A 20,966-nucleotide genomic window follows, 5' to 3' on the forward strand; every position below is an offset into this window, starting at 1 on the left:
CTGGCGTTGGCACGCCATTCACCGCCCGGTCGCCTTAGATCCCTCACCTCGCGTAGCGGTTCGCGATGGCGCGTGCGGTCGCAGGTCCCACGCCGAGCCGGCGGGCGGCCGCCAGGTCGGCCGGTGTGTCGACATCGCAGCGCAGGCCCGGCCAGGCTCCGGTCAGCTCGATAGCGCCCGAACGCCGGTGTCGTGCGGCTGAATCCGACCCGAATCGGGGGTCGAGCGCGGTGCCGAACGCGCACAGCACCGAGGTGCCGGTGCCCAGTCTGTCCGCGACGAAGCTGCGCTGGTGGTGACGGGCGGCCGAGATCGCCTCGGTGAGTTCTTGCGTCTGCAGGGCGGGCAAATCTCCTTGCAAGACAACGATATTCGGGACCGAATCGGTCACCGCCCGGGCTGCGGAGGCGATGGCGCTGTTGAGCGGATCGGGGTCGTCCGCCGGTGTGGGGTCCGGCATGACCTGCGCTCCGAGGTCGCCGGCCGCCGCCGCCGCCGTTTCGTCGGGGGTGATGACGGTGATCGAGCGCAGCGAACTCACCCGCGTTGCCGCGCTGAGCGTGTCGATCAGCATCGCCAGCACCACACTCTCTCGCGCCGGCGCGGAAAACACCGGAGCCAGCCTGGTCTTGGCGGCGGCCAGTCGCTTGACGGCGATGATCAGTCCGACATCCCCGCGTGCGCCGCCCATGCGCTCATCCTGCCAGCGTCGCTTCAGCGCGGACACGCGGACGTGACGGCGGCCGGTGGCTGGGTCTAATGTTTATCGGCTGCAGTTGCCGCAACGACAGTGGGGGTGGTGGATGGCCGGTACGGGGACCGTCGCGGTGATGGGTGCCGGTGCATGGGGCACGGTGCTGGCAAAGGTGCTCGCCGACGCCGGTGGCGAGGTCACGCTGTGGGCGCGGCGCAAGGACGTCGCCGACAAGATCAATTCCACCCGGTACAACCCCGACTACCTTCCCGGTACGTTGCTTCCGGCCGGCATCCGCGCGACCAACGACGCGGAGGAGGCCCTCTCCGGCGCGACGACGGTGCTGCTGGGGGTGCCGGCCCAGACCATGCGGGCCAATCTCGAACAGTGGAACGGCATGTGGGCGGACGGGGCGACGCTGGTCAGCCTGGCCAAGGGCATCGAGCTGGACACGTTGATGCGAATGAGTCAGGTGATCGTGTCGGTCACCGGAGCGGACACCTCTCAGGTTGCGGTGATCTCGGGGCCGAATCTGGCCAGTGAGATCGCGCAGAGCCAGCCCGCCGCCACCGTCATCGCCTGCAGCGACTCCGGACGCGCCGTGGCGCTGCAACGGTTCTTGAACAGTGGCTACTTCCGCCCCTATACCAACTCCGACGTGGTGGGCACCGAGATCGGCGGGGCATGCAAGAACGTCATCGCGCTGGCGTGCGGCATGGCGGTGGGCGTCGGTCTGGGGGAGAACACCGCGGCGGCCATCATCACCCGCGGTCTGGCGGAGATCATGCGACTGGGGCTGGCGCTGGGTGCCAAGGGGACCACGCTGGCGGGCCTGGCCGGAGTCGGCGACCTGGTTGCAACCTGCACGTCTCCGTATTCGCGCAACCGGTCGCTGGGCGAGCGGCTGGGCCGCGGCGACACCATGGAAACGGCCCTGCACGGCAAGGACGGTCACGTCGTCGAAGGTGTGACGTCGTGCGAGTCGGTGCTGGCGCTGGCGTCCAGCTACGACGTCGAAATGCCGCTCACCGACGCCGTGCACCGCGTCTGTCACAAGGGGCTGTCGGTGAACGAGGCGATCGCCCTGCTGCTGGGCCGTAGTCCCAAACCTGAGTGATCTGCGACGCCGGACCCTGCGACGGCACCGAATGCCGCCGCTCGAGGTCGCCGAACCGGCCGTCGCGCCCCCGACCCGGTAGCCTCTCTAGGTTGTGACTGCCAGCAACCGTGTTCGCGTCGCCGTTGTTTTCGGCGGGCGCAGTAACGAGCACGCCATCTCGTGCGTGTCAGCGGGCAGCATACTGCGCAACCTGGATCCGCATCGGTTCGACGTCGTCGCGATCGGCATCACGCCGGAAGGCTCCTGGGTGCTGACCGACGGCGATCCCGCCGCGCTGGCCATCACCGACCGTCGATTGCCCGCAGTGAGCGCCGATTCGGGGACCGAGCTGGCGTTGCCGGCCAGCCCCCAGCGGGGCGGGCAGCTGATCTCGTTGGCCCCCGGCGCCTCCGAGATATTGGACTCCGTCGACGTGGTGTTCCCGGTGCTGCACGGCCCCTATGGTGAGGACGGCACCATTCAGGGGCTGCTCGAACTCGCCGGTGTCCCGTATGTGGGCGCCGGCGTACTGGCCAGTGCCGCCGGGATGGACAAGGAGTTCACCAAGAAACTGCTCGTCGCCGAGGGACTTCCGGTCGGCGCGTACACGGTTCTGCGGCGCTCCCAATCAACGCTGCACCCCGAGGAACGCGAACGGTTGGGCCTGCCGGTGTTCGTCAAGCCCGCGCGGGGCGGATCGTCGATCGGCGTGAGCCGGGTGGCGGCCTGGGATGATCTGCCTGCCGCGCTCGCCGCGGCCCGTCGCCACGACCCCAAGGTCATCGTCGAGGCGGCCGTCCACGGCCGTGAGCTGGAATGCGGTGTCCTCGAAATGCCGGACGGCGCCATCGAAGCCAGCACGCTCGGGGAGATCCGGGTGGCCGGCGTACGCGGGCGCGAAGACTCCTTCTATGACTTCGAGACCAAATATCTGGACGACGCGGCCGAATTGGACGTGCCCGCCAAGGTCGACGACGACGTCGCGGATACGGTGCGCCAGTTGGCAATTCGTGCGTTCGGCGCCATCGACTGCCAGGGTCTGGCCCGCGTCGACTTCTTCCTCACCGATGCCGGCCCGGTGATCAACGAGATCAACACGATGCCGGGGTTCACCACCATCTCGATGTACCCGCGGATGTGGGCGGCCAGCGGCGTGGATTACCCGACGCTGCTGGCAACGATGGTGGAGACCGCCCTGGCCCGCGGCGTGGGTCTGCGCTAGTAGTTCGCTGGCAGGCGGTCCGCAGCCGATCGGCAACGCCGCGATGGTGCCATCGACGACCGGGAGAACTCCTGACGCCTGACCGCGCTGATTTTCTTGTGGCATCGGCGATTTGCGTTTTGGGTGTGGTGGGTGAGCGCGGGGCGTAGGGTCCACGTATCGAGTAATCGGGCTGTACCTTCTCCCGCTAATTCGCCGCTCATTTGTTGCAGGCACTTTGCTGGGAGTTGATCATGTCGTCTTTTGTTGTAGTGGCACCGGAATTCTTGTCGGCGGCGGCCTCGGACTTGCGTGGGATCGGGTCCGAGGTGAGTGCTGCCGGGTCGGTTCGATCTCGGGTGACGGCGGCGACGGCGGCAACGGCGGCGACGCCGGGGCCGGCGGCAACGGCGGGGCGATCGGCAACGGCGGCAACGGCGGCCGCGGCGGCAACGGCGCGACCGGTACTGCCGGCGGTCAAGGCAGCGATGGGGCCGGCACCGTCGGCGGCGCCGGCACCTCGGGCGGCGCCGCCGGCGTAGGCGGGTCCGGCGGCGACGGCGGCATCGGTGGCCAAGCCGGCGGTCTTTCCCTCCAAGGCCTCGGCGGTACAGGCGGTGTCGGAGGCAACGCCGGTGATGGCGGCCTCGGCGGCCTTGGCGGCGCCGGCGGCGCCGCCCTGAACTCAGGCAACGGTGGGCTCGGCGGGACCGGCGGAGTCGCCGGTGACGGCGGCAACAGCGGTCATGGCGGCACCGGCGGGGGCGCCGGCGGAGGCAATGCTGGATTCGGCGGGGGCGCCGGCAACGCCGGCCATGGCGGCGCAGGCGGCGCCGGCGGGATCGGCGGCGCGGCCAACGGGTCAGGCAACGGCGGTGACGGCGGCGCCGCCGGCCGCGGCGGGATCGGTGGCAACGCCGCCAATGGTGGTGACGGTGGCGATGCCCAGGCCGGCAAAGGCGGCGATGGGGGTAAAGGCGGTGCCGGCGGCAACGCCGGTGCCGGCGGTGCCGGCGGTGGCGGCGGCGCGGCGCTGGGGTCGGGCAATGGCGGTGTCGGCGGGGCCGCCGGTGACGGCGGCTACGGCGGTGCCGGAGGCAATGGCGGTGTCGGCACTTACTCCGGCGACCAAACCGGCGATAACGGCGGTAGTGGCGGTAAGGGCGGTTCCGGCGCCGCCGGTGGCAATGGCGGTGTCGGCGGTAGCGCCACCACGGGCTCCGGCGGCAACGGCGGAGCGGCCGGTGACGGCGGTTATGGCGGTGCGGGTGGTGCCGGCGCAACCGGGGGCTCGCCCTTCGGTGCGGCCGGCAACGGTGGCGATGGCGGTTCCGGAGCCGCGGGTGGCAACGGTGGTGCCGGCGGTGCCGCTATCTCCGGCTCCGGCGGAGATGGTGCGACCGGGGGCAACGCCGGGGCCGGTGGTGAAGGCGGCAAGGCTGGAGACGGCTCCGGCAGCACGATCGGCGGTGTCAATGGCGGGTTTGGCGGTAACGGCGGTGCCGGCGCCGCCGGTGGCAGCGGTGGTACCGGCGGCAGCGCCAGCGCCCTCTCCGGCTCGGGCGGCAACGGCGGCAACGGCAGCATCGGCGGTGCCGGTGGCATCGGCGGCGCCGGAGGATTCACCGACCCCTTCTATGGGGACCCCGCAGGCAACGGTGGCAATGGCGGCAACGGTGGTGCGGGTGGCATGCACGGCGACGGCGGCCCTGGTGGGGACCCCGACGGTACTCCCGGGGATCCCGGTACGCCTGGTGACGGCGGCGTCGGCGCTGCCGGCGGCCCGGGTGGCACCGGCGGCGCCGGCACGCCGGGCGCCCACGGCCAGAATGGCCCTGACGGCACGTGATGTCCGGCTCGGCCGCCAGCTTCAGCGCCGGATCCAGCCAAACTTCACCGAACCGGCGCCGGGTCGATCGGTACCGCGGCGATTGTGCGGTCGATGACAGCGGAAAGTTCTTGAATCGGTTCGGGGCCTGATCCCGCCGGCAACGTCAGGGCGACGTACACCGAACGATCCACCGTGTACCAGGTGGACGTGCCCGCGTCACCGGCCGACTGCGAAGCCACCCTGAACCACTGCACCCGGTCGACGCCCTGGATCGGCGACCCCACCACGAATTCGTCCGGCCGTTTCATCCCGCAGCGCATGATTAACGGCTCTTTGTCGGCCGCCGACCGCCAGGCGAACGCACCTTCGGGCACCGGTTGCGCCACCGCGGCGCGCTCGAAGTCCCCCAGTCGTTGCGGCAAAGCCGCGATCAGCGCCTGGCAGGCCGGGTTGGCGGCCTGCGGCGCGGGCTGAGCGGGCACGACAACCGGTTGCCGCGGTGACTGGCGGGCGACCGCGAAGACCAGAATTCCTCCGATTGCGGCCACGGCCAGCCCAAGCGCCGCGATCAGTACCGAGCGGGGCGGGCCGTCCGGGTCGGACACCTGCCACCTCCCATCTCATACACTGGCGCGGGCAGGGACCAACTTATCGCAGGCCGGACGACCCGACTGCGGCCTTGGAGGTGGCGTGCGCGACGACGCGTCGGGGGAATCGCCAACCCTGGAGCAATCCGGTGAGTTCGCAGTGATCGAGCGTTTGGTACGGGACCGTCGGCAACCCGCAGCAGTCACACTCGGCCCCGGCGACGACGGCGCGGTGGTGTCGGGCAGCGACGAACGCACCGTGGTGTCGATCGATATGTTGGTGCAGGATCGGCACTTTCGGCTGGACTGGTCGACCCCATACGACGTCGGACGCAAAGCGATCGCCCAGAATGCCGCCGACATCGAAGCGATGGGTGCCCGGCCCACCGCCTTCGTGGTGGGGTTCGGGGCGCCCGGCGCCACGCCGACCGATCAGGCGATCGCGCTGGCCGACGGCATGTGGGACGAAGCGGAAAGGGTCGGTGCCGGTATCGCCGGGGGTGATCTGGTCAGCTGTCCGCAGTGGGTCGTGTCCGTCACGGTGCTCGGCGATCTCGAGGGTCGGGCGCCGGTGTTGCGGTCCGGTGCGCGGCCCGGCTCGGTGGTTGCCGTGGCCGGTGAGCTGGGGCGCTCTGCTGCTGGATATGCCCTGTGGCACAAAGAAATCGACGATTTCCAGGGGCTTCGCCACCGGCACCTGGTGCCATTGCCGCCGTACGGCGAGGGGGCGGTGGCCGCCGCCGGCGGGGCGATGGCGATGATCGACGTCTCCGACGGGCTGGTGGCCGACCTGCGACACGTCGCCGAAGCGTCCGGGGTGGGAATCGACCTGTCCACCGAGGCACTGGCTCTTGACCGCGACGCGGTGGCACAGGCTGCCGACGCCGTCGGCGCGGACCCCTGGGCGTGGGTGCTCGGCGGCGGCGAAGATCACGCCTTGGTGGCATGTTTCGCCGATACGGTTCCGCCCGGTTGGCGGACGATCGGTCAGGTCCTCGACGGTCCGGCCCGAGTGCTCATCGACGGTCGGGATTGGGAAGGATACGCGGGTTGGCAGTCGTTCGAGGGAGGGTAAGCCGACGATGACCGTCTACGCGATCGCTCAGCTTCGATTCACCGATCGAGCGGCCTACGACCGGTATCAGGCAGGATTCATGGGCGTCTTCCGCCGTTACTCCGGAACGGTGCTGGCCGCCGACGAGGCACCCCAGGTGGTCGAAGGGGACTGGGGCCGCGAGAAGGTGGTGCTCATGTCCTTTCCCGACGAGGCGGCCTTCCGGGCGTGGGCGCAATCGCCGGAATACCAGGAGATTTCGAAGGACCGGCGGGCCGGCGCCGATAGCGTAGTGCTGCTGGTGAAGGGACTGCAATGACCGCGCGCCCGTTGAGCGAACTCGTCGAACAGGGCTGGGCGACGGCGCTGGCGCCGGTGTCCGAGCAGGTGGGCCAGATGGGACAGTTCCTGCGCGACGAGATCGCGGCCGGCCGACGGTACCTGCCGGCCGGGCCGAACGTATTGCGCGCTTTCACTTTTCCGTTCGACAACGTCAGGGTGCTCATCGTCGGACAGGATCCCTATCCCACACCCGGTCACGCCGTCGGCCTGAGCTTCTCGGTGGCGCCCGAGGTCCGTCCGTTGCCGCGCAGCCTGTCCAACATTTTCGACGAGTACGCCACAGACCTCGGGTTCCCGCAGCCTTCCTGCGGTGACCTGACGCCCTGGGCGCAGCGCGGCGTGATGCTGCTCAACCGAGTGCTCACGGTGCGGCCCGGCACTCCGGCGTCGCATCGGGGCAAGGGCTGGGAAGCGGTGACGGAGTGCGCGATTCGGGCGCTGGCGGCGCGCGAGCAGCCGCTGGTGGCGATTCTGTGGGGGCGCGACGCGTCTACTCTCAAACCGATGCTGGCGGACGGAAACTGTGTTGCCATCGAATCGCCGCACCCCTCGCCGCTGTCGGCTTCGCGCGGCTTCTTCGGGTCGCGGCCGTTCAGTCGCGCGAACGAACTGCTCGTCGACATGGGCGCCGATCCGGTCGATTGGCGGCTCGCGTGACCCAGATGACGGCGCTGCGCGCACAACATCGCGGTGGCCCGGAGGTGCTGACCGTGGACACGGTGCCGGTGCCGGTGCCGGCAGCGGGCGAAGTGTTGGTGGCCGTGCATGCCGCTGCCATCACGTTCGACGAATTGACCTGGGAGGAGACCTGGACGCGGGATGGTCTGAGTCGGGCGCCGTCCATCGTGTCGCACGAGGTATCGGGCGTGGTCGCCCAGACGGCACCGGACGTCACGGATCTGCGGGCCGGTGACGAGGTCTACGGGCTGGTCGGGTTCGAGCGTGACGGCGCCGCAGCAGAATTCGTTGCGATGCCGGCGGCCGATCTTGCCGCCAAACCGTCCACCGTGACCCACGCCGTCGCGGCGGCGTTGCCGTTGGCGGGGTTGACCGCGCTGCAGGCTCTGGTCGAGCACGCGGCGGTGCGGCCCGGGGAGGCAGTGCTGGTGCACGGCGGGGCCGGTGGCGTCGGGGCCCTGACCGTGCAGCTTGCGGCGCGACTCGGCGCCGACGTCACCGCCACCGTGCGCAGTGACACCGCAGGACTGGTCGGAGAACTTGGCGCCGGCCGTGTCATCGATACGCGCACAGCGGCATTCGACGACGCGGGGGCCGGCTACGACGTCGTGATCGACACCGTCGGCGGCCAGACCCTGGACCGCTCCTACGGAGTCCTGCGCCGGGGTGGACGGCTGGTGACCCTGAGCGCGCCACCGCCACCCGGCAAGGCCGACGAATTCGGCGTGATCGCAACGTTCTTCATCGTCACAGCCGATCGGGGCCAGCTCACCGAACTCGCTGCCCTCGTCGACGGCGGCCGACTGCGCGTCGAGATCGCCCGGACCTTTCCGCTCGCGCAGGGACGGGAAGCGTTCGAAAGCGGTCTGCGCCCGGGCCGGCGGCCCGGCAAGACCGTCCTCGTCGTCCGCGACTGACGACGCTGTCAGGTTGGAGGGCGTGTACGACCTCGAGGAAACCATTCGCCGGCGCCGGTCCACCCGCATGTTCCTGTCTCAGCCGGCGCCGCGAGCCCTGGTCGAGCCCGGTCCGAGCCGCCCAGGGTTCCGCAACTGCCGCCCGGCTTCGCCCACCTGCGGCGTGAACTGGGCGCGAAAGTCTACGGCGCGATGGGTATTGCCCGCGACGACGCCGCCGGGCGCGCGGAAGCCGTGCTGCGCAACTGGTAGTTCTTCCGCGCCCCGCTGGGCGGTGTCGTGTCGGGATGTTCCTGCAGAACCTGCTGCTGGCCTTGACCGCTCGCGGACTCGGTGGGCATCGCCGCTGACATGCGCATCCTGTGCGGACTCGCGGTGGGCTATCCCGATCCGGATTTCCCGGCCAACTCGCTGCGCATCGACCGCGACAGCCCGGACAAGCACGTGGTGTTCCTCGACGAAATGACCTAACTGCCCGGGAAATTCACATCTTTCGTCACGGCCTTCCATTCCTCGATCGAGGCCGACAGCGCGGAGATCTTGTCGCGCATCGCTTTGAGCACGTCGCGGCCCAGCAGCAGCCGCAATGGGGGATCGTCGAGTTGGGTGACCATGAGTACCGCCTCGGCGACCTTGCGCGGATCGCCCGGCAGGTGATCGGCGAACTGCTTGATGAGGTCCTTGCGCGCGGCGACGTCGGCGTAATCGGCGATCGGTGTGCCGGTCTCCTTCATCGACCGGCTCGCCCAGTCGGTGCGGAACGCTCCGGGTTCGATGGCCGTCACCTTGATCCCGAGCGGGCGGACCTCGGCGGCCAGGGCTTCGGTCACCGCTTCCAGCGCGAACTTCGTAGACGAGTAGTAGGCGTTGGGCGGGTTGGCCACCAGGCCGGTCATCGACGAGATGTTGACGATGTGGCCGGCACGACGGGCGCGCATCGCCGGCAGTACGGCCTTGATCATGTCGACTGCCCCGAAGTAGTTGACGTCGAACAGCTTCCGCACCTCGGCGTCCTCGCCCTCCTCGACCGCCGACAGGTAGCCGTGGCCGGCGTTGTTGACCAGCACGTCGATCCCACCGAAAGCGCGCTCGGCGGCGTCGACCGCGGCCGTGATCTGGCCCGCGTCGGTCACGTCGAGTGCCAGCGCCAGTGCGCGACCGCCGAACTCGTCGGCGAAGTCCTGCACCGCCTCGGCCCGTCGTGCTGTGACCGCCACGCTGTGGCCCGCTTCCAAAGCGCCACGGGCGATCTCGCGGCCGAACCCGGTGGAGCACCCCGTCACCAACCAGCGTGCCATCTCAGGCCGTCCCTTCCGGAAGCCGCCGGAGATACGCTGCCCGCCGGTCAGCGAGTTCGGCCGCCCGCTGTTCGGAGCTCACCCGCGGCAGGTGCGACACCTCGGCGTCGAGGCGATCCAGCTTCACCACCCGACCGTGCGCGCCGAGGCCCGCACGTGGTCCGGTCTCGCCGAATTCGGCCATCCGCAGCGTCAGGATGGCCTCGCGCAGTCCGTCGGTGTCGATCCAGTTGGCCACGCCGGGATCCTCCGGTGCGATCACGTAGGTGTAGGTCCCGTCCTCATTCGCCACCGACTGTGCCTTGTTGAGGCTGCCCGTGCGGTCGATGATGTCCAGCGTTGTGCCCCAGATGTTGCTCAGCGGCACCGTGAAGTACTCGGCGCCGCCATCGTTGAGGTCCACTACGAACGCCTCGTCCGGTGCCAGGTCGAAGCGGCCCATGACATAGAACTGGTTGCGCATCGCGCCGTCGGTGTCCGCGGACCAGGCCAGGTCGAACTGGTTGGCCGGCATCTTGTACACGCCGTGGCTGAGCTTGCCGGTGAAGTTCGCGAAGTATGCCATCATCGATGCCGTCGACTCCGCCTGCTCGTCGCGGGTGCGGGCCGGCGTCGACGGGGCGCCGCCAAGGCGCTTTATCTCAACGTGATTGGGGTTGTCGCGCTCCCAGTCCAGTAACACGTCGCGAATATAGAACTCGTGTGCCTGCGGGGTGCTGCGCACATGGTTGGGCCGGCCGTTGGCCGGGTCGGAGTCGACGGTGATGGTGAAGCTGCCGTCGGAGTCGAGGCGCATGGTGCGGCCGTTGAGCACGTCGACCGTGCCCATGTGCGCGTCCCACAGCGTGAAGTAGTTCTCGGTCATCCGGTGCTCACCGACCCGGCCGTAGATCTCGTAGCGCTCGTCGCCGGAGATCGGGATCACCCGGTATACGCTGTCCGGATTGTCGATGCCCCAACGGGATCCGGGAATGCGCCGGCCCTCCACGGGGTGCGCCAAGCGGGTGATGCAGCTGACCTTCGGGCGCAGCTTGTCCTGATTGGACGACCACACCGCCGCCGAGAACATCACCTCGGCGAACGCGTCGTCGAACCGCTCGCGCATCGCATCCGATGCCCTGGCGCGGCCCAGCCACGTCTGCGCGACGTCGCCGTAGGCGGCCTTGACGGTGGGGTGCTCGATCAACTCGAGTGCGGCCAGTTCCTGTTCGTGCTGGGCTGCCGTGGCGACCGGGTGGTCGGTCATACGCTGCTCCTGTCTCGAAAGCGCTTGTTGTACTCCGCGAATCGTTCGTCGACCTGCTCGGGGCGCAGGCCGAAGTCGGCCAGCCGGTAGGGCGGCCGCGCGCCTTCGCGCGGGCGCACCTCCAGCCAGTGCCGCATAGCGTCCTGCGCGTGGCTGGTCAGCGGCACATCGATGGCGTCGTAGACGCGGGCGACCTGCCCGATCGGATCGGCCACCGCGTCGTCGAAGTGAATGTCGGTGACACACCCCGGGTCCCATCCGTCCCGGCTGGCCATCGCCCGGTCGTTCGTCCACCCCATCCGTTGCAACCACTGGGCACCCACCCGGTGCGGGTCGACCGTGTCGGCGTGCATCGCGTGCAATGTCGCGTTCAGGCTGGCCCCTGAGGCGATCGTGGTGCGCGGGTCACGGTGCATGTGAACGAGGTGCAGGTCGGGAAACCTGGCCCGCAACAGATCCAGATACCCCAGATGCGCAGGTGACTTCAGCACCCAGCGTTGGCCCGGCACACCCCGTTGCCGCTTCTGCCACTGCAGGAACTGCAACATGCGGTGCAGGTAGTCGTAGGCCGGCGCGAAGTCCTGCTCGTCCAGCCAACTCCGGTAATGCGGCAGGTGTGCGCCCGACTCGGGGACGTGGGACAGGAACGCGTCGGCCAGGAAGACGATCTCCTCCTCGGCTTCCCGCGCGTACATCGGATGGATGGTGAACAGGTCGGGCGCGAGTTCTCGCGACTTCGCCTCGCGCGCTTCGCTGATCGCGATTCGGGGGTCGGTGGCGGTGAACGTCTCGCCGAGCTTGGGCGCGACCTCGACCACCTCCCAGCCGTAGGCGCACAGGAAACGCGGGTCGGCCGCCAGCAGCCGTTGTACGAGAGTGGTTCCGCTGCGCATCATTCCGACGACGACGATCGGCGCCGCGACCTGCTCGTCGAGGATTTCGGGGTGGCGACGGATCCATTCCTGAGTCCGCAGCCGCATCCGCAGGCTGTGCACGATCCCGGAGCGCAGGATGTGCATGCCGACGGCGTTGAGCTCGGCTTGCGCATAGTCATTCAGCAGCACGGCGAGCGGACGCTCGAATTCGCCTGGGCCCCAGTCGGTCAGCGACTCCCTGCGTTGCGCCTCAGCCAGCACCGCCGCGGCGTCGAACGGCGTCACCACTAGAACTTCAGATGCTGGCTGACGTCGCCAACCTGGTCGACGAACATCGTGCGGCTGTCGAACCACCACACGCCGTCGAGCCGGTGGAAGGTGTCCTTGTAGTGGCCGGTGACGATCACCTGCAGCGGCAGTTCGGGGGTGGCCTGCGTAACGCAGTAATACGACGTGCTGTTTGCGGTTCCCGCGGCCTCATCGATGTGCAGCTGCACGTTGGTGGTGTTGTGCTTGGTCTTGGGGGTGCCGTCCTCGTAGATCCGCGTGGCCATCTCATACATCTGGCGCACCCGGCCGGATCCGGCGAACACCGTCTCAGGCGGGCCGTCCTCCACTCCGCAGATGCGGCCATGCTCGAAGAGCCGGGCTACCCCGTCCAGGTCGCCGCCGTCGAGGAGTTGGGCGTAGGTGTAGATCAGGTTGGTGATCGCTAATGCGCTATCACTCACGTGGAACCACCTCGGCTGCACTCCATTGTTGACGCCAGACGGTTGGTGACGTTACTTGCACGCCGAGCCGGCGGTACACGGCGACCCGCGTTTCATCGAGCCTGCGTTTTTGGTGGGCTCTACTCGCACTTTCGCGGCAGATTTGCAGGCTCGACAAGCCCGCGCCTGCGCCGCGCGCCGGGCTATCTAGCCGCGGGTGACCTTGCCGGCCTTGATGCACGACGTGCAGACATTGAGACGCTGCTTGTTGCCGCCGGGACGGGTCACGGCGTGCACGGTCTGAACGTTGGGGTTCCACCGGCGGCTGGTGCGGCGGTGGGAGTGCGACACCGACTTACCGAAGCCGGGGCCTTTCCCGCAGATATCGCACACAGCGGCCATGGTTCAAACTCCTCAAGTCTGTTGCTGGGGCCCGGCGACTCCGCGAGCGGGTCGGCCGGACTGAGCCGGAATAGCCCAGGTTAGCCCAGGGGAATCCCAGGATACCGACTGCGGTCGGCAACCACCAAAACGCCTCCCGGCACCTGTCGCCCCCGCTGACTAGGCTCTTGCACGGTTACGCTGGCGCGCACCGGGGGCCTGCAGAAGCCTGGGAGAGCCCGCAAGAGTCTGCGAGAGCCTGCAAAAGGAGGTGGGGTCGGGTTGGTCACGTCGGATCGCCGGTTGGACGGCCCGGCCCTGCGGGATTGGGCGCACACCGTCGTCAGCGACCTGATCACCCACATCGACGAGATCAACCGGCTCAACGTGTTCCCGGTGGCCGATTCCGACACGGGCGCAAACATGCTGTTCACGATGCGTTCAGCGCTGGCCGAGGTGGAGGGTGTGCGGCAGGGCGATGTGGCCGCCGTGGCCGCCGCCCTGTCGGCAGGTGCCGTGACCGGCGCGCGTGGCAATTCCGGGGTGATCCTGTCCCAGATTCTGCTGGGCATCGCCGAGGTCACCGCGAACGCGGCCGACGAAACCGGCGGCGTCCCGCCCGCCATCGACGCGGCGACTCTCGCTGCGGCCCTGTGGCGCGGCGTCGAACTCGTCGTGGCTTCGATGGGCGGCGAAGAGGTGCCGGGCACCATCGTCTCGGTGCTGCGGGCGGCAGCCGTCGCCGTCGAACAGTCCGCGGCGGCCGGTGACACGCTATCGCGGGCCGTCGTCGATGCCGGTGACGCGGCGGTGGTAGCCCTGGAGAAGACCACCGAGCAGCTCGATGTGCTCGCCGACGCCGGTGTGGTGGATGCCGGGGGACGTGGGCTCCTGGTCATGCTGGACTCGCTGCGTTCGACCATCACCAGCAACGCGCCCGTGCGGTCGATCTACGTGCCGTCGCCGCAGTCGCACCCCGCCGATAGCGTTGCCCGGCGCCCGGCCCCTGAATTCGAGGTGATGTACCTGCTGGCCGGGTGCGGTGCGGCCGCGGCGGACAAGCTGCGCGAACGGCTCGGCGAACTGGGTGATTCGGTGGCGATCGCGGCGGCCGGGCCGGAAAGCTGTTCGGTGCACGTCCACACCGACGACGCCGGCGCGGCCATCGAGGCCGGTATGGCAGCGGGACAGTTGAGCCGGATCGTGGTCTCGGCGCTCAGCTCCGGTGCCACCGGCCTGCCGGCGGGCAGCTGGACCCGGGATCGCGCGGTACTGGCCGTCGTCGACGGTGACGGCGCCGACGAGTTGTTCGCCGCCGAAGGTGCCAGCGTGCTGCGGCCGGATCCGGGCGCCGACATCACCGCCCACCAGCTGGTTCGCGCCGTCGTGGACACCGGCGCGGCCCAGGTGATGGTGCTGCCCAATGGATACGTGGCGGCCGAGGAATTGGTGGCGGGCTGCACTGCCGCGAACGGCTGGGGCGTCGACGTCGTTCCGGTACCGACCGGATCGATGGTGCAGGGGTTGGCTGCGCTGGCCGTCCACGACCCGGGTCGCCAGGCGGTCGACGACGGCTACTCCATGGCTCGCGCCGCCGGCGCCGCTCGGCACGGATCGGTGCGGATCGCCACCGAGAACGCGCTCACCTGGGCGGGCACCTGCAAGCCGGGCGACGGGCTGGGCATCGCCGGCGACGAGGTGCTGATCGTGGCCGACGACGTGGCGGCCGCGGCCATCGGCCTACTGGATCTGCTGTTGGCGTCCGGCGGCGACCTGGTGACGGTGCTGACGGGCGACGATGTGACCGACGCCGACGTCGCGGCGCTGGGCGAAGTCCTCGAGCGACACATGCACGACCGCCATCCGGGCAGTGAGCTGGTGATGTACCGCACCGGGCACCGCGGCGACGTGCTGCTGATCGGGGTGGAGTAGTGGGCGTCGGGTTGGGCGATCGGCTCGACCTGGTCATCGGGGCGAAGTCCGCCGACCCGCTGGACGAGGTGTTCGGCATCAAGACCGTCGGTGACCTGCTGCGCCACTATCCCCGAACCTATGTCGCGCGCACCGGGAGGAGCGGCGTCGAGGACGAGCGGCCCGAGGAAGGCGACCACATCACCATCGTCGACGTCATCACAGAGACGAAGTCGGCGCCGATGAAGAAGACACCCAGGAGGAAGTTCCTGCGGATCACCGTCGGATCCGGCCCCGGAAAGGTGACCGCCACCTTCTTCAACGCGGACTACATCATGAAGACCCTCACCAAGGGCACCAAGGTCATGCTGTCCGGGGAAGTCGAGTACTTCCAGAAGGCGATGCAGCTCACCCACCCGGCGTTTCTCGTCCTGGATTCCGCCGACGGGAAGAACGCCGGCAGCGCCTCGCTGCGAAGCATCGCCGACGCCTCGCGGAAGTCGCGCGGCGAGGTGGCGATGGACGAATTCGAGCGTCCCTACTACCCGATCTATCCGGCCAGCGCCAAGCTGCAGACCTGGGAGATCTACTCGTGTGTGCTGCAGGTCCTCGCGGTCCTCGACCCGGTTGCCGATCCGCTGCCCGAGGCCCTGCGTGACAAGCACAACCTGATCGCCGAAGACGAGGCGCTGCGCGCCGTACACCTCACCGATGACGAATCTCTGCGGGAGCAGGCCCGCCGCCGCCTGACCTTCGACGAGGCCGTTGGTCTGCAGTGGGCGCTGGTGGACCGCAGGCACGGCGAGTTGTCCGATTCGGGACCGGCGGCGCCTTCCCGGCCCGACGGCCTGGCCGCCGAGATGTTGCGGCGGTTGCCTTTCGAGCTGACGGCGGGCCAGCGCGAGGTTCTGGCGGTGATCTCCGGCGACCTCGCCGCGACGCGCCCGATGAACCGCCTGCTACAGGGCGAGGTCGGGTCGGGCAAGACGATCGTCGCGGTGCTGGCGATGCTGCAGATGGTCGATGCGGGTTATCAGTGCGCATTGCTCGCGCCGACCGAAGTGCTTGCCGCGCAGCATCTTTCGTCGATCAATAATGTGCTGGGCCCGCTGGCGATGGCAGGTCAGCTCGGCGGCGAGGACAAGGCCACCCGGGTGGCGCTGCTCACCGGGTCGATGACGGCCGCGCAGAAGAAGAAGGTTCGGGCCGCGATCGGCGGCGGCGAGGTCGGCATCGTCATCGGCACCCACGCACTGTTGCAAGAGGCCGTCGAGTTCCACAAGCTGGGCCTGGTGGTGGTCGACGAACAGCACCGGTTCGGGGTCGAGCAGCGAGATCAATTGCGCGCCAAGGGTCCTGCCGGAATCACCCCGCATCTGCTGGTGATGACCGCGACCCCGATACCGCGCACGGTCGCCCTCACCGTGTACGGCGATCTGGAAACGTCCACCCTGCGTGAACTGCCGCGGGGGCGTCAGCCGATCACCAGCAACGTGATCTTTGTCAACGACAAGCCGGCGTGGCTCGAACGCGCCTGGCATCGCATCCGGGAGGAGGTGGCGGCCGGTCGCCAGGCCTACGTGGTCACACCCCGGATCGACGAGAGCGAGGCCGACGCCAAAGAGGGTGCCCGGCCGTCGGCCACTGCCGAGGGCACGTTCGCGCGGCTGAAGGCAAAGGAGTTGGCCGGCCTGCGTCTGGGTCTCATGCACGGCCGGTTGCCCGCCGACGAAAAGGACGCAGCGATGGCGGCTTTCCGGGCCGGCCAGGTCGATGTGCTGGTGTGCACCACCGTGATCGAGGTGGGCGTCGACGTCCCCAACGCCACGGTGATGCTGGTGCTGGATGCCGACCGGTTCGGCATCAGCCAGTTGCACCAGCTGCGTGGCCGCATCGGTCGCGGACAGCACCCGAGCCTGTGCCTGCTGGCCACCTGGACCTCGGCGGGGTCGCAGGCCGGTCGACGATTGAAGGCGGTTGCCGCGACGATGGACGGATTCGCGCTCGCCGACCTGGACCTCAGGGAGCGCAGGGAAGGGGACGTGCTGGGCCGCAACCAGTCCGGCAGGGCGATCACGCTGCGGCTGCTGTCGCTGGCCGACCACCTGGAGTTCATCGAGGCCGCCCGGGAATACTGCCTGACCGCATACGCGGAGAACCCCGGTGACCCCGGCTTGGCGCTGATGGCGGCGCCATTCACCGATACCGACCGCATCGAATACCTGGATAAGTCGTGAAACCGCGGACGTGGTGGTGGCTGGTGGCGGTCACGGTGCTCGCGCTGGTGGTCGCCTACCAGACGCTGGGATCGTCGGCGGCCCGGCACGCCGACGAATTCGCCGCCCGTGCAGACGTTCCCACCGTGGCTCCCGGTGTCGACGTGTTCGTCGGCATCGCCGTCGTTCCACAGCGCCTGCACCGCTACGACTATCTGCGGTCGGCGTTCGGCGACGCATGGACCGACGACAACGACGCCCCAGGCGGCCACAACGGCTGCGACACCCGCGACGACATCCTCAACCGTGATCTGGTGGACGTCACGCACGTGTACACCAAGCGCTGCCCCGAGGCCGTGGCCACCGGCGTCTTGCACGATCCGTACACCAGCACCATCATCGCCTTCCAGCGCGGCGCAAAGGTGGGTGAGTCGGTCCAGATCGACCACCTGGTGCCGTTGGCCTACGCCTGGGACATGGGTGCCAACGGTTGGCCGGTCGCCGAGCGGGTGCGTTTCGCCAACGATCCGGCCAATCTGCTCGCCGTGCAAGGGAAGGCCAACCAGGACAAGGGCGATTCGCCCCCGGCGTTGTGGATGCCGCCCAACGGCTCCTTCGCGTGCCAGTACGCGGTGCAGTTCATCGCCGTGCTGCGCGGCTACTCGCTGCCGGTCGATCAGCCGTCCGCCGAGGTGCTGCGCCGCGCCGCGGCCACCTGCCCGGCCGGTTGACGGCTCGAGTGTGTGAATCGCGCGACGCGACACCCCGCCGCGGCGTCGCGTAGTTCAACTCTCGGCGGTCTACGTGCCGGCGTACGTCTCCGGATCCGGGCGCAGCCGAGTGCCGTCGTTGAGCCCGTTCAGCGCATTCATGTGCTCAGTGGCCAGCTCGAAGTCGAACACGTCCAGGTTGCCGGCGATGTGCTCGGCATTGGCCGAGCGGAACACCACCGAGTTGCCCAGTTGGATATTCCACCGCAACAGCACCTGCGACGCCGTCTTGCCGTACTCGCCCGCGATCGAGGTGACGGTCGGGTTGTCCGCCAACTGGCCGAGCGCCAGCGGGGTGTAGGCCTGCGTGACGATCTGGTGCCCCGCGTTCGCCTTGCGCACGTCCTCCTGATTGAGCAGCGGGTGCAGTTCGATCTGGTTGATCGCCGGCGTGACGAACGTCAGGTCGATCACCATCTCCGTGTACTCCGCGGTGAAGTTGGACACCCCGATGGAGCGCGCATGTCCTTCACCGCGGGACTGGATCAGGCCACCCCAGGAGTCCACGTACTTGCCCTGCGACGGGGCCGGCCAGTGGATCAGGTACAGGTCGATGTAGTCGAGACCGAGTCGCTCCAGGCTGGCGGTGCAGGCGTCCTGTGCTCCCTGGAACCCGTGGTTCTCGGTGGCCAGCTTGGTGGTCACGAAGAGTTCTGCGCGGGGGATGCCCGACGCGGCGATCGCGCGGCCCACCGCGGCCTCGTTGCCATAAGCGGCCGCGGTGTCGATGAGTCGGCAGCCCATCTCGAGTGCGGCCGACACCGCGCGTTCCGTCTCGTCGTCCGAGAGATCCGCGGTGCCGAGACCGAGTACCGGGATCGTGTTGTCGTCGTTGAGTGCTATCGAGGGGATGGCCGCGGCACCGGACTCGCCAGTCACGTGATTTCACCTACCTGTCTGAAGTGAATGCTCTCGGTCATTCGGTGACGCTCGCCATTCGCAGCGGGGTGACCGACTCGGGGAACACGATATTACCGAAGTTGGATATGCCACCTAATCAACACCGGCGCGGGTGTCCGGCCACGGCCGCAAAGCCCCCTCGTCTGAATCAGCCTGATCGGTCACGTCGTAGAGTTGGTCGCAGGGTAGGCCGGCATCGGAGATCGCGCGACGGGCGCGCAGGGCGGCTACCGCGGGGTCAAGAATTGATTGGCGTCGTTGCGTGTGACAAATGTTCGGGTAGGGAGCGGCTGATGACCGAAAGTCTGCAAGACACGCCAGACGTCCATTCCGCAACGCCGCACGGGCCGACCGGTTGGCTGGCGCGCATCCAGAACACCGTCACCACCGTGGGCGTCAAGGTCATTCCGTGGATCCCGAACCCTGCCAAACGGCTGCTGACGCGGGGCCGTTCGGTGATCATCGACGGCAACACCCTGGACCCGACGCTGCAGTTGATGGTCACCGGTCTGCGGGCCGCCGGCATCGACGGCCTCGTCATCAACGACGATGCCGCCGCCTCGCGGGCCATGATGCGGCTGAACATGGACTCGATGCCGGGTCCGCAGATTCACGTCGACGTTCGCGAACTCTCGCTGCCCGGCAAGGCGGGACCCATCCGCGCCCGCCATTACCGCCCGCCCACACCGGGTCCGGCGCCGTTGCTGGTCTTCTATCACGGCGGCGGCTGGGTGATCGGCGATCTGGACACCCACGACGCGCTGTGCCGGTTGACCTGCCGCGACGGTGCCATTCACGTGCTGTCGATCGACTACCGGCTGGCCCCGGAGCACGGCGCGCCCGCGGCCGTCGAGGATGCCTATGCCGCCTTCGAGTGGGCCTGCGAACATGCCGAGGAACTCGGCGCCACGCCGGGACGCGTTGCCGTCGGCGGCGACAGTGCGGGCGGCAACCTGGCGGCCGTGGTCAGCCAGATGGCCCGCGACAACGGTGGGCCGGCCCCGGTGCTGCAGTGGCTGATCTACCCGCGGACCGACTTCACCGCACGGACCCGATCGCTGAGCCTGTTCGGCCGCGGCTTCCTGCTGACCAAGCGCGACATCGACTGGTTCACGGCGCAGTACCTCCGCAAGTCCGGGATCGACGCGAAAGACCCGCGGGTGTCGCCGGCCCTGGCCGAATCGCTGTCGGGACTGGCGCCCGCGCTGATCACGGTCGCGGGATTCGACCCGTTGCGCGACGAGGGACAGGACTACGCGGCCGCGCTGCGGGCCGCGGGTACCGACGTGGACCTGCGCTATATGCGTTCGCTGACACACGGCTTCGCCAGTCTGTTTCCGCTGGGAGGCGGGAGCGCGGAGGGGACGGCCGAGCTCATCTCGGCGTTGCGCGCGCACTTGAGCCGGTGCTGACCGGCCGCACCAGTGCCGTCGGTAGTCTAGAGGCGCCCGAGGAGCGGGTGTAGTGAACGAAACGTGAGGATCTCGTGGCCGACAAACCCAAGCGCCCCGCGCGACTCGACCTGAAGTCCGGTGACGGCAAGTTCGGCAGGCTCATCCAGATCGGCGGCACCGCGGTGGTGGTCATCTTCGCCGTCGTCCTGGTCTTCTACATCGTCACGAACCATCACAAGAAGACCGCGGCCGGCGGCGAAGGCGCGGTTCGGGTGACGTCGAGCAAGTTGGTCACCGACAACGGCCAGCCCAATGGCAAGCCCAAAGCCGTGGTGGGCTTCTACGAGGATTTCCTGTGTCCGGCGTGCGGCAACTTCGAGCGCGGCTTCGGGCCAACCGTGTCCAAGCTCATCGACATCGGGGCCATCGCCGCCGACTACTCCATGGTGACGATTCTCGACAGCCCGCGCACCCAGAACTATTCCGCGCGTGCGGCCGCGGCGGCCTACTGCGTCGCCGACGAGTCCATCGAGGCGTTCCGCCGGTTCCATTCCGCGCTCTACAGCCAGGACATTCAGCCTGCGGAGACCGGCACGAAATTCCCCGACAACGCGCGGCTGATCGAGATCGCCCGCGAGGCGGGCGCGGCGGGTCAGGTTCCGGAGTGCATCAACAGCGGTAAGTACATCTCGAAGGTCAACGGCCTGGCGGCGGCCAGCAACATCCGCGCCACCCCGACCGTCCGGATCAACGGAAGCGAGTACGACCCGACGACACCCGACGCGCTGGTCGCGAAGATCCGAGAGATCGTCGGCAACGTCCCCGGCATGGACGAGGCCGCGGCCGCGGCGAAGACCTGACG

Annotated in this window: 20 protein-coding genes and 1 pseudogene; 12 read left to right on the top strand and 9 right to left on the bottom strand. The window is 68.8% G+C overall.

Annotation, left to right across the window (positions count from 1 at the left end):
* Positions 1 to 43 precede the first annotated feature (43 nt).
* Positions 44 to 691, bottom strand: coding sequence for a 2-phospho-L-lactate guanylyltransferase (cofC, locus tag AC5Y7D_RS11755; RefSeq protein ID WP_499924092.1), 648 nt, complete (start codon positions 689 to 691; stop codon positions 44 to 46).
* A 112-nt stretch (positions 692 to 803) separates the two neighbouring features.
* On the opposite strand from cofC, the gene AC5Y7D_RS11760 reads away from it, so the two are divergent.
* From AC5Y7D_RS11760 to AC5Y7D_RS11770, 3 genes and pseudogenes are all read left to right on the top strand, one after another.
* Positions 804 to 1,811: an NAD(P)H-dependent glycerol-3-phosphate dehydrogenase gene (locus AC5Y7D_RS11760; RefSeq protein ID WP_499924093.1), complete on the top strand. Its 1,008-nt coding sequence runs from the start codon at positions 804 to 806 to the stop codon at positions 1,809 to 1,811.
* 94 nt (positions 1,812 to 1,905) lie between these two features.
* Positions 1,906 to 3,015: a D-alanine--D-alanine ligase family protein gene (locus AC5Y7D_RS11765; RefSeq protein ID WP_499924095.1), complete on the top strand. Its 1,110-nt coding sequence runs from the start codon at positions 1,906 to 1,908 to the stop codon at positions 3,013 to 3,015.
* 328 nt (positions 3,016 to 3,343) lie between these two features.
* A pseudogene (locus AC5Y7D_RS11770) lies at positions 3,344 to 4,843 on the top strand (hypothetical protein); the annotation flags it as partial.
* A gap of 44 nt (positions 4,844 to 4,887) precedes the next feature.
* On the opposite strand, the gene AC5Y7D_RS11775 reads toward AC5Y7D_RS11770, so the two are convergent.
* Positions 4,888 to 5,430, bottom strand: coding sequence for a DUF3515 domain-containing protein (locus tag AC5Y7D_RS11775; protein ID WP_499924096.1), 543 nt, complete (start codon positions 5,428 to 5,430; stop codon positions 4,888 to 4,890).
* Positions 5,431 to 5,515: 85 nt separating this feature from the next.
* Between AC5Y7D_RS11775 and AC5Y7D_RS11780 the strand changes: the two genes are divergently transcribed.
* The 4 genes from AC5Y7D_RS11780 to AC5Y7D_RS11795 are packed head-to-tail and all read left to right on the top strand — an operon-like array spanning position 5,516 to position 8,403.
* Entirely contained in the window at positions 5,516 to 6,487 is a 972-nt protein-coding gene (locus tag AC5Y7D_RS11780) for a thiamine-phosphate kinase (RefSeq protein WP_499924097.1), read from the top strand.
* Between the two features lie 7 nt (positions 6,488 to 6,494).
* Positions 6,495 to 6,785, top strand: a complete 291-nt coding sequence (locus tag AC5Y7D_RS11785) for a DUF1330 domain-containing protein (protein ID WP_499924099.1) — start codon at positions 6,495 to 6,497, stop codon at positions 6,783 to 6,785.
* Positions 6,782 to 7,465, top strand: coding sequence for a uracil-DNA glycosylase (locus AC5Y7D_RS11790; RefSeq protein WP_499924102.1), 684 nt, complete (start codon positions 6,782 to 6,784; stop codon positions 7,463 to 7,465). The genes AC5Y7D_RS11785 and AC5Y7D_RS11790 overlap by 4 nt, the downstream gene beginning before the upstream one ends.
* 5 nt (positions 7,466 to 7,470) lie before the next feature.
* Complete coding sequence (locus tag AC5Y7D_RS11795) at positions 7,471 to 8,403, top strand: NADP-dependent oxidoreductase (protein ID WP_499924181.1); 933 nt, start codon at positions 7,471 to 7,473, stop codon at positions 8,401 to 8,403.
* 182 nt (positions 8,404 to 8,585) lie between these two features.
* Here the strand turns inward: AC5Y7D_RS11795 and AC5Y7D_RS11800 are convergent, their stop codons facing one another.
* From AC5Y7D_RS11800 to rpmB, 6 genes are all read right to left on the bottom strand, one after another.
* Positions 8,586 to 8,756: a hypothetical protein gene (locus AC5Y7D_RS11800; protein WP_499924103.1), complete on the bottom strand. Its 171-nt coding sequence runs from the start codon at positions 8,754 to 8,756 to the stop codon at positions 8,586 to 8,588.
* Between the two features lie 114 nt (positions 8,757 to 8,870).
* On the bottom strand, positions 8,871 to 9,701 hold the full coding sequence (locus tag AC5Y7D_RS11805; RefSeq protein WP_499924104.1) for an oxidoreductase: 831 nt from the start codon (positions 9,699 to 9,701) through the stop codon (positions 8,871 to 8,873).
* A 1-nt stretch (position 9,702) separates the two neighbouring features.
* On the bottom strand, positions 9,703 to 10,947 hold the full coding sequence (locus tag AC5Y7D_RS11810; protein ID WP_499924106.1) for a DUF1214 domain-containing protein: 1,245 nt from the start codon (positions 10,945 to 10,947) through the stop codon (positions 9,703 to 9,705).
* Positions 10,944 to 12,110, bottom strand: a complete 1,167-nt coding sequence (locus AC5Y7D_RS11815) for a sulfotransferase family protein (protein WP_499924107.1) — start codon at positions 12,108 to 12,110, stop codon at positions 10,944 to 10,946. The genes AC5Y7D_RS11810 and AC5Y7D_RS11815 overlap by 4 nt, the downstream gene beginning before the upstream one ends.
* Positions 12,110 to 12,553 carry a nuclear transport factor 2 family protein gene (locus AC5Y7D_RS11820; RefSeq protein WP_499924109.1) on the bottom strand — a complete coding sequence of 148 codons (444 nt, stop codon included), beginning with the start codon at positions 12,551 to 12,553 and terminating at the stop codon, positions 12,110 to 12,112. The genes AC5Y7D_RS11815 and AC5Y7D_RS11820 overlap by 1 nt, the downstream gene beginning before the upstream one ends.
* A gap of 186 nt (positions 12,554 to 12,739) precedes the next feature.
* Positions 12,740 to 12,934: a 50S ribosomal protein L28 gene (gene rpmB / locus AC5Y7D_RS11825; RefSeq protein WP_036354526.1), complete on the bottom strand. Its 195-nt coding sequence runs from the start codon at positions 12,932 to 12,934 to the stop codon at positions 12,740 to 12,742.
* A gap of 261 nt (positions 12,935 to 13,195) precedes the next feature.
* Between rpmB and AC5Y7D_RS11830 the strand changes: the two genes are divergently transcribed.
* From AC5Y7D_RS11830 to AC5Y7D_RS11840, 3 genes are read left to right on the top strand one after another with little or no spacing between them, the layout of a single operon-like run.
* Entirely contained in the window at positions 13,196 to 14,845 is a 1,650-nt protein-coding gene (locus AC5Y7D_RS11830; RefSeq protein WP_499924111.1) for a DAK2 domain-containing protein, read from the top strand.
* A complete protein-coding gene (gene recG / locus AC5Y7D_RS11835) occupies positions 14,845 to 17,061 on the top strand; it encodes an ATP-dependent DNA helicase RecG (protein ID WP_499924113.1) in 2,217 nt (738 codons plus the stop codon). The genes AC5Y7D_RS11830 and recG overlap by 1 nt, the downstream gene beginning before the upstream one ends.
* On the top strand, positions 17,058 to 17,771 hold the full coding sequence (locus AC5Y7D_RS11840; protein WP_499924115.1) for an HNH endonuclease family protein: 714 nt from the start codon (positions 17,058 to 17,060) through the stop codon (positions 17,769 to 17,771). Before recG ends, AC5Y7D_RS11840 begins: the two co-directional genes overlap by 4 nt.
* Positions 17,772 to 17,840: 69 nt before the next feature.
* Here the strand turns inward: AC5Y7D_RS11840 and AC5Y7D_RS11845 are convergent, their stop codons facing one another.
* Positions 17,841 to 18,689, bottom strand: coding sequence for an aldo/keto reductase (locus AC5Y7D_RS11845; RefSeq protein WP_499924117.1), 849 nt, complete (start codon positions 18,687 to 18,689; stop codon positions 17,841 to 17,843).
* Positions 18,690 to 19,003: 314 nt separating this feature from the next.
* On the opposite strand from AC5Y7D_RS11845, the gene AC5Y7D_RS11850 reads away from it, so the two are divergent.
* Together AC5Y7D_RS11850 and AC5Y7D_RS11855 are read left to right on the top strand one after the other, a co-directional pair.
* Positions 19,004 to 20,122, top strand: coding sequence for an alpha/beta hydrolase (locus tag AC5Y7D_RS11850; RefSeq protein ID WP_499924119.1), 1,119 nt, complete (start codon positions 19,004 to 19,006; stop codon positions 20,120 to 20,122).
* Positions 20,123 to 20,196: 74 nt separating this feature from the next.
* Positions 20,197 to 20,964: a DsbA family protein gene (locus tag AC5Y7D_RS11855; RefSeq protein WP_499924120.1), complete on the top strand. Its 768-nt coding sequence runs from the start codon at positions 20,197 to 20,199 to the stop codon at positions 20,962 to 20,964.
* Positions 20,965 to 20,966: the final 2 nt, after the last annotated feature.

It is taken from the genome of Mycobacterium sp. NGS49 (assembly GCF_059812565.1).

Bases quoted from the DNA above. Each gene is read 5' to 3' on its own strand.
- cofC (WP_499924092.1), bottom strand. From the start codon at position 691: ATGGGCGGCGCACGCGGGGATGTCGGACTGATCATCGCCGTCAAGCGA.
- AC5Y7D_RS11760 (WP_499924093.1), top strand. From the start codon at position 804: ATGGCCGGTACGGGGACCGTCGCGGTGATGGGTGCCGGTGCATGGGGC.
- AC5Y7D_RS11785 (WP_499924099.1), top strand. From the start codon at position 6,495: ATGACCGTCTACGCGATCGCTCAGCTTCGATTCACCGATCGAGCGGCC.
- AC5Y7D_RS11790 (WP_499924102.1), top strand. From the start codon at position 6,782: ATGACCGCGCGCCCGTTGAGCGAACTCGTCGAACAGGGCTGGGCGACG.
- AC5Y7D_RS11795 (WP_499924181.1), top strand. From the start codon at position 7,471: ATGACGGCGCTGCGCGCACAACATCGCGGTGGCCCGGAGGTGCTGACC.
- AC5Y7D_RS11800 (WP_499924103.1), bottom strand. From the start codon at position 8,756: ATGTCAGCGGCGATGCCCACCGAGTCCGCGAGCGGTCAAGGCCAGCAG.
- AC5Y7D_RS11805 (WP_499924104.1), bottom strand. From the start codon at position 9,701: ATGGCACGCTGGTTGGTGACGGGGTGCTCCACCGGGTTCGGCCGCGAG.
- AC5Y7D_RS11810 (WP_499924106.1), bottom strand. From the start codon at position 10,947: ATGACCGACCACCCGGTCGCCACGGCAGCCCAGCACGAACAGGAACTG.
- rpmB (WP_036354526.1), bottom strand. From the start codon at position 12,934: ATGGCCGCTGTGTGCGATATCTGCGGGAAAGGCCCCGGCTTCGGTAAG.
- AC5Y7D_RS11850 (WP_499924119.1), top strand. From the start codon at position 19,004: ATGACCGAAAGTCTGCAAGACACGCCAGACGTCCATTCCGCAACGCCG.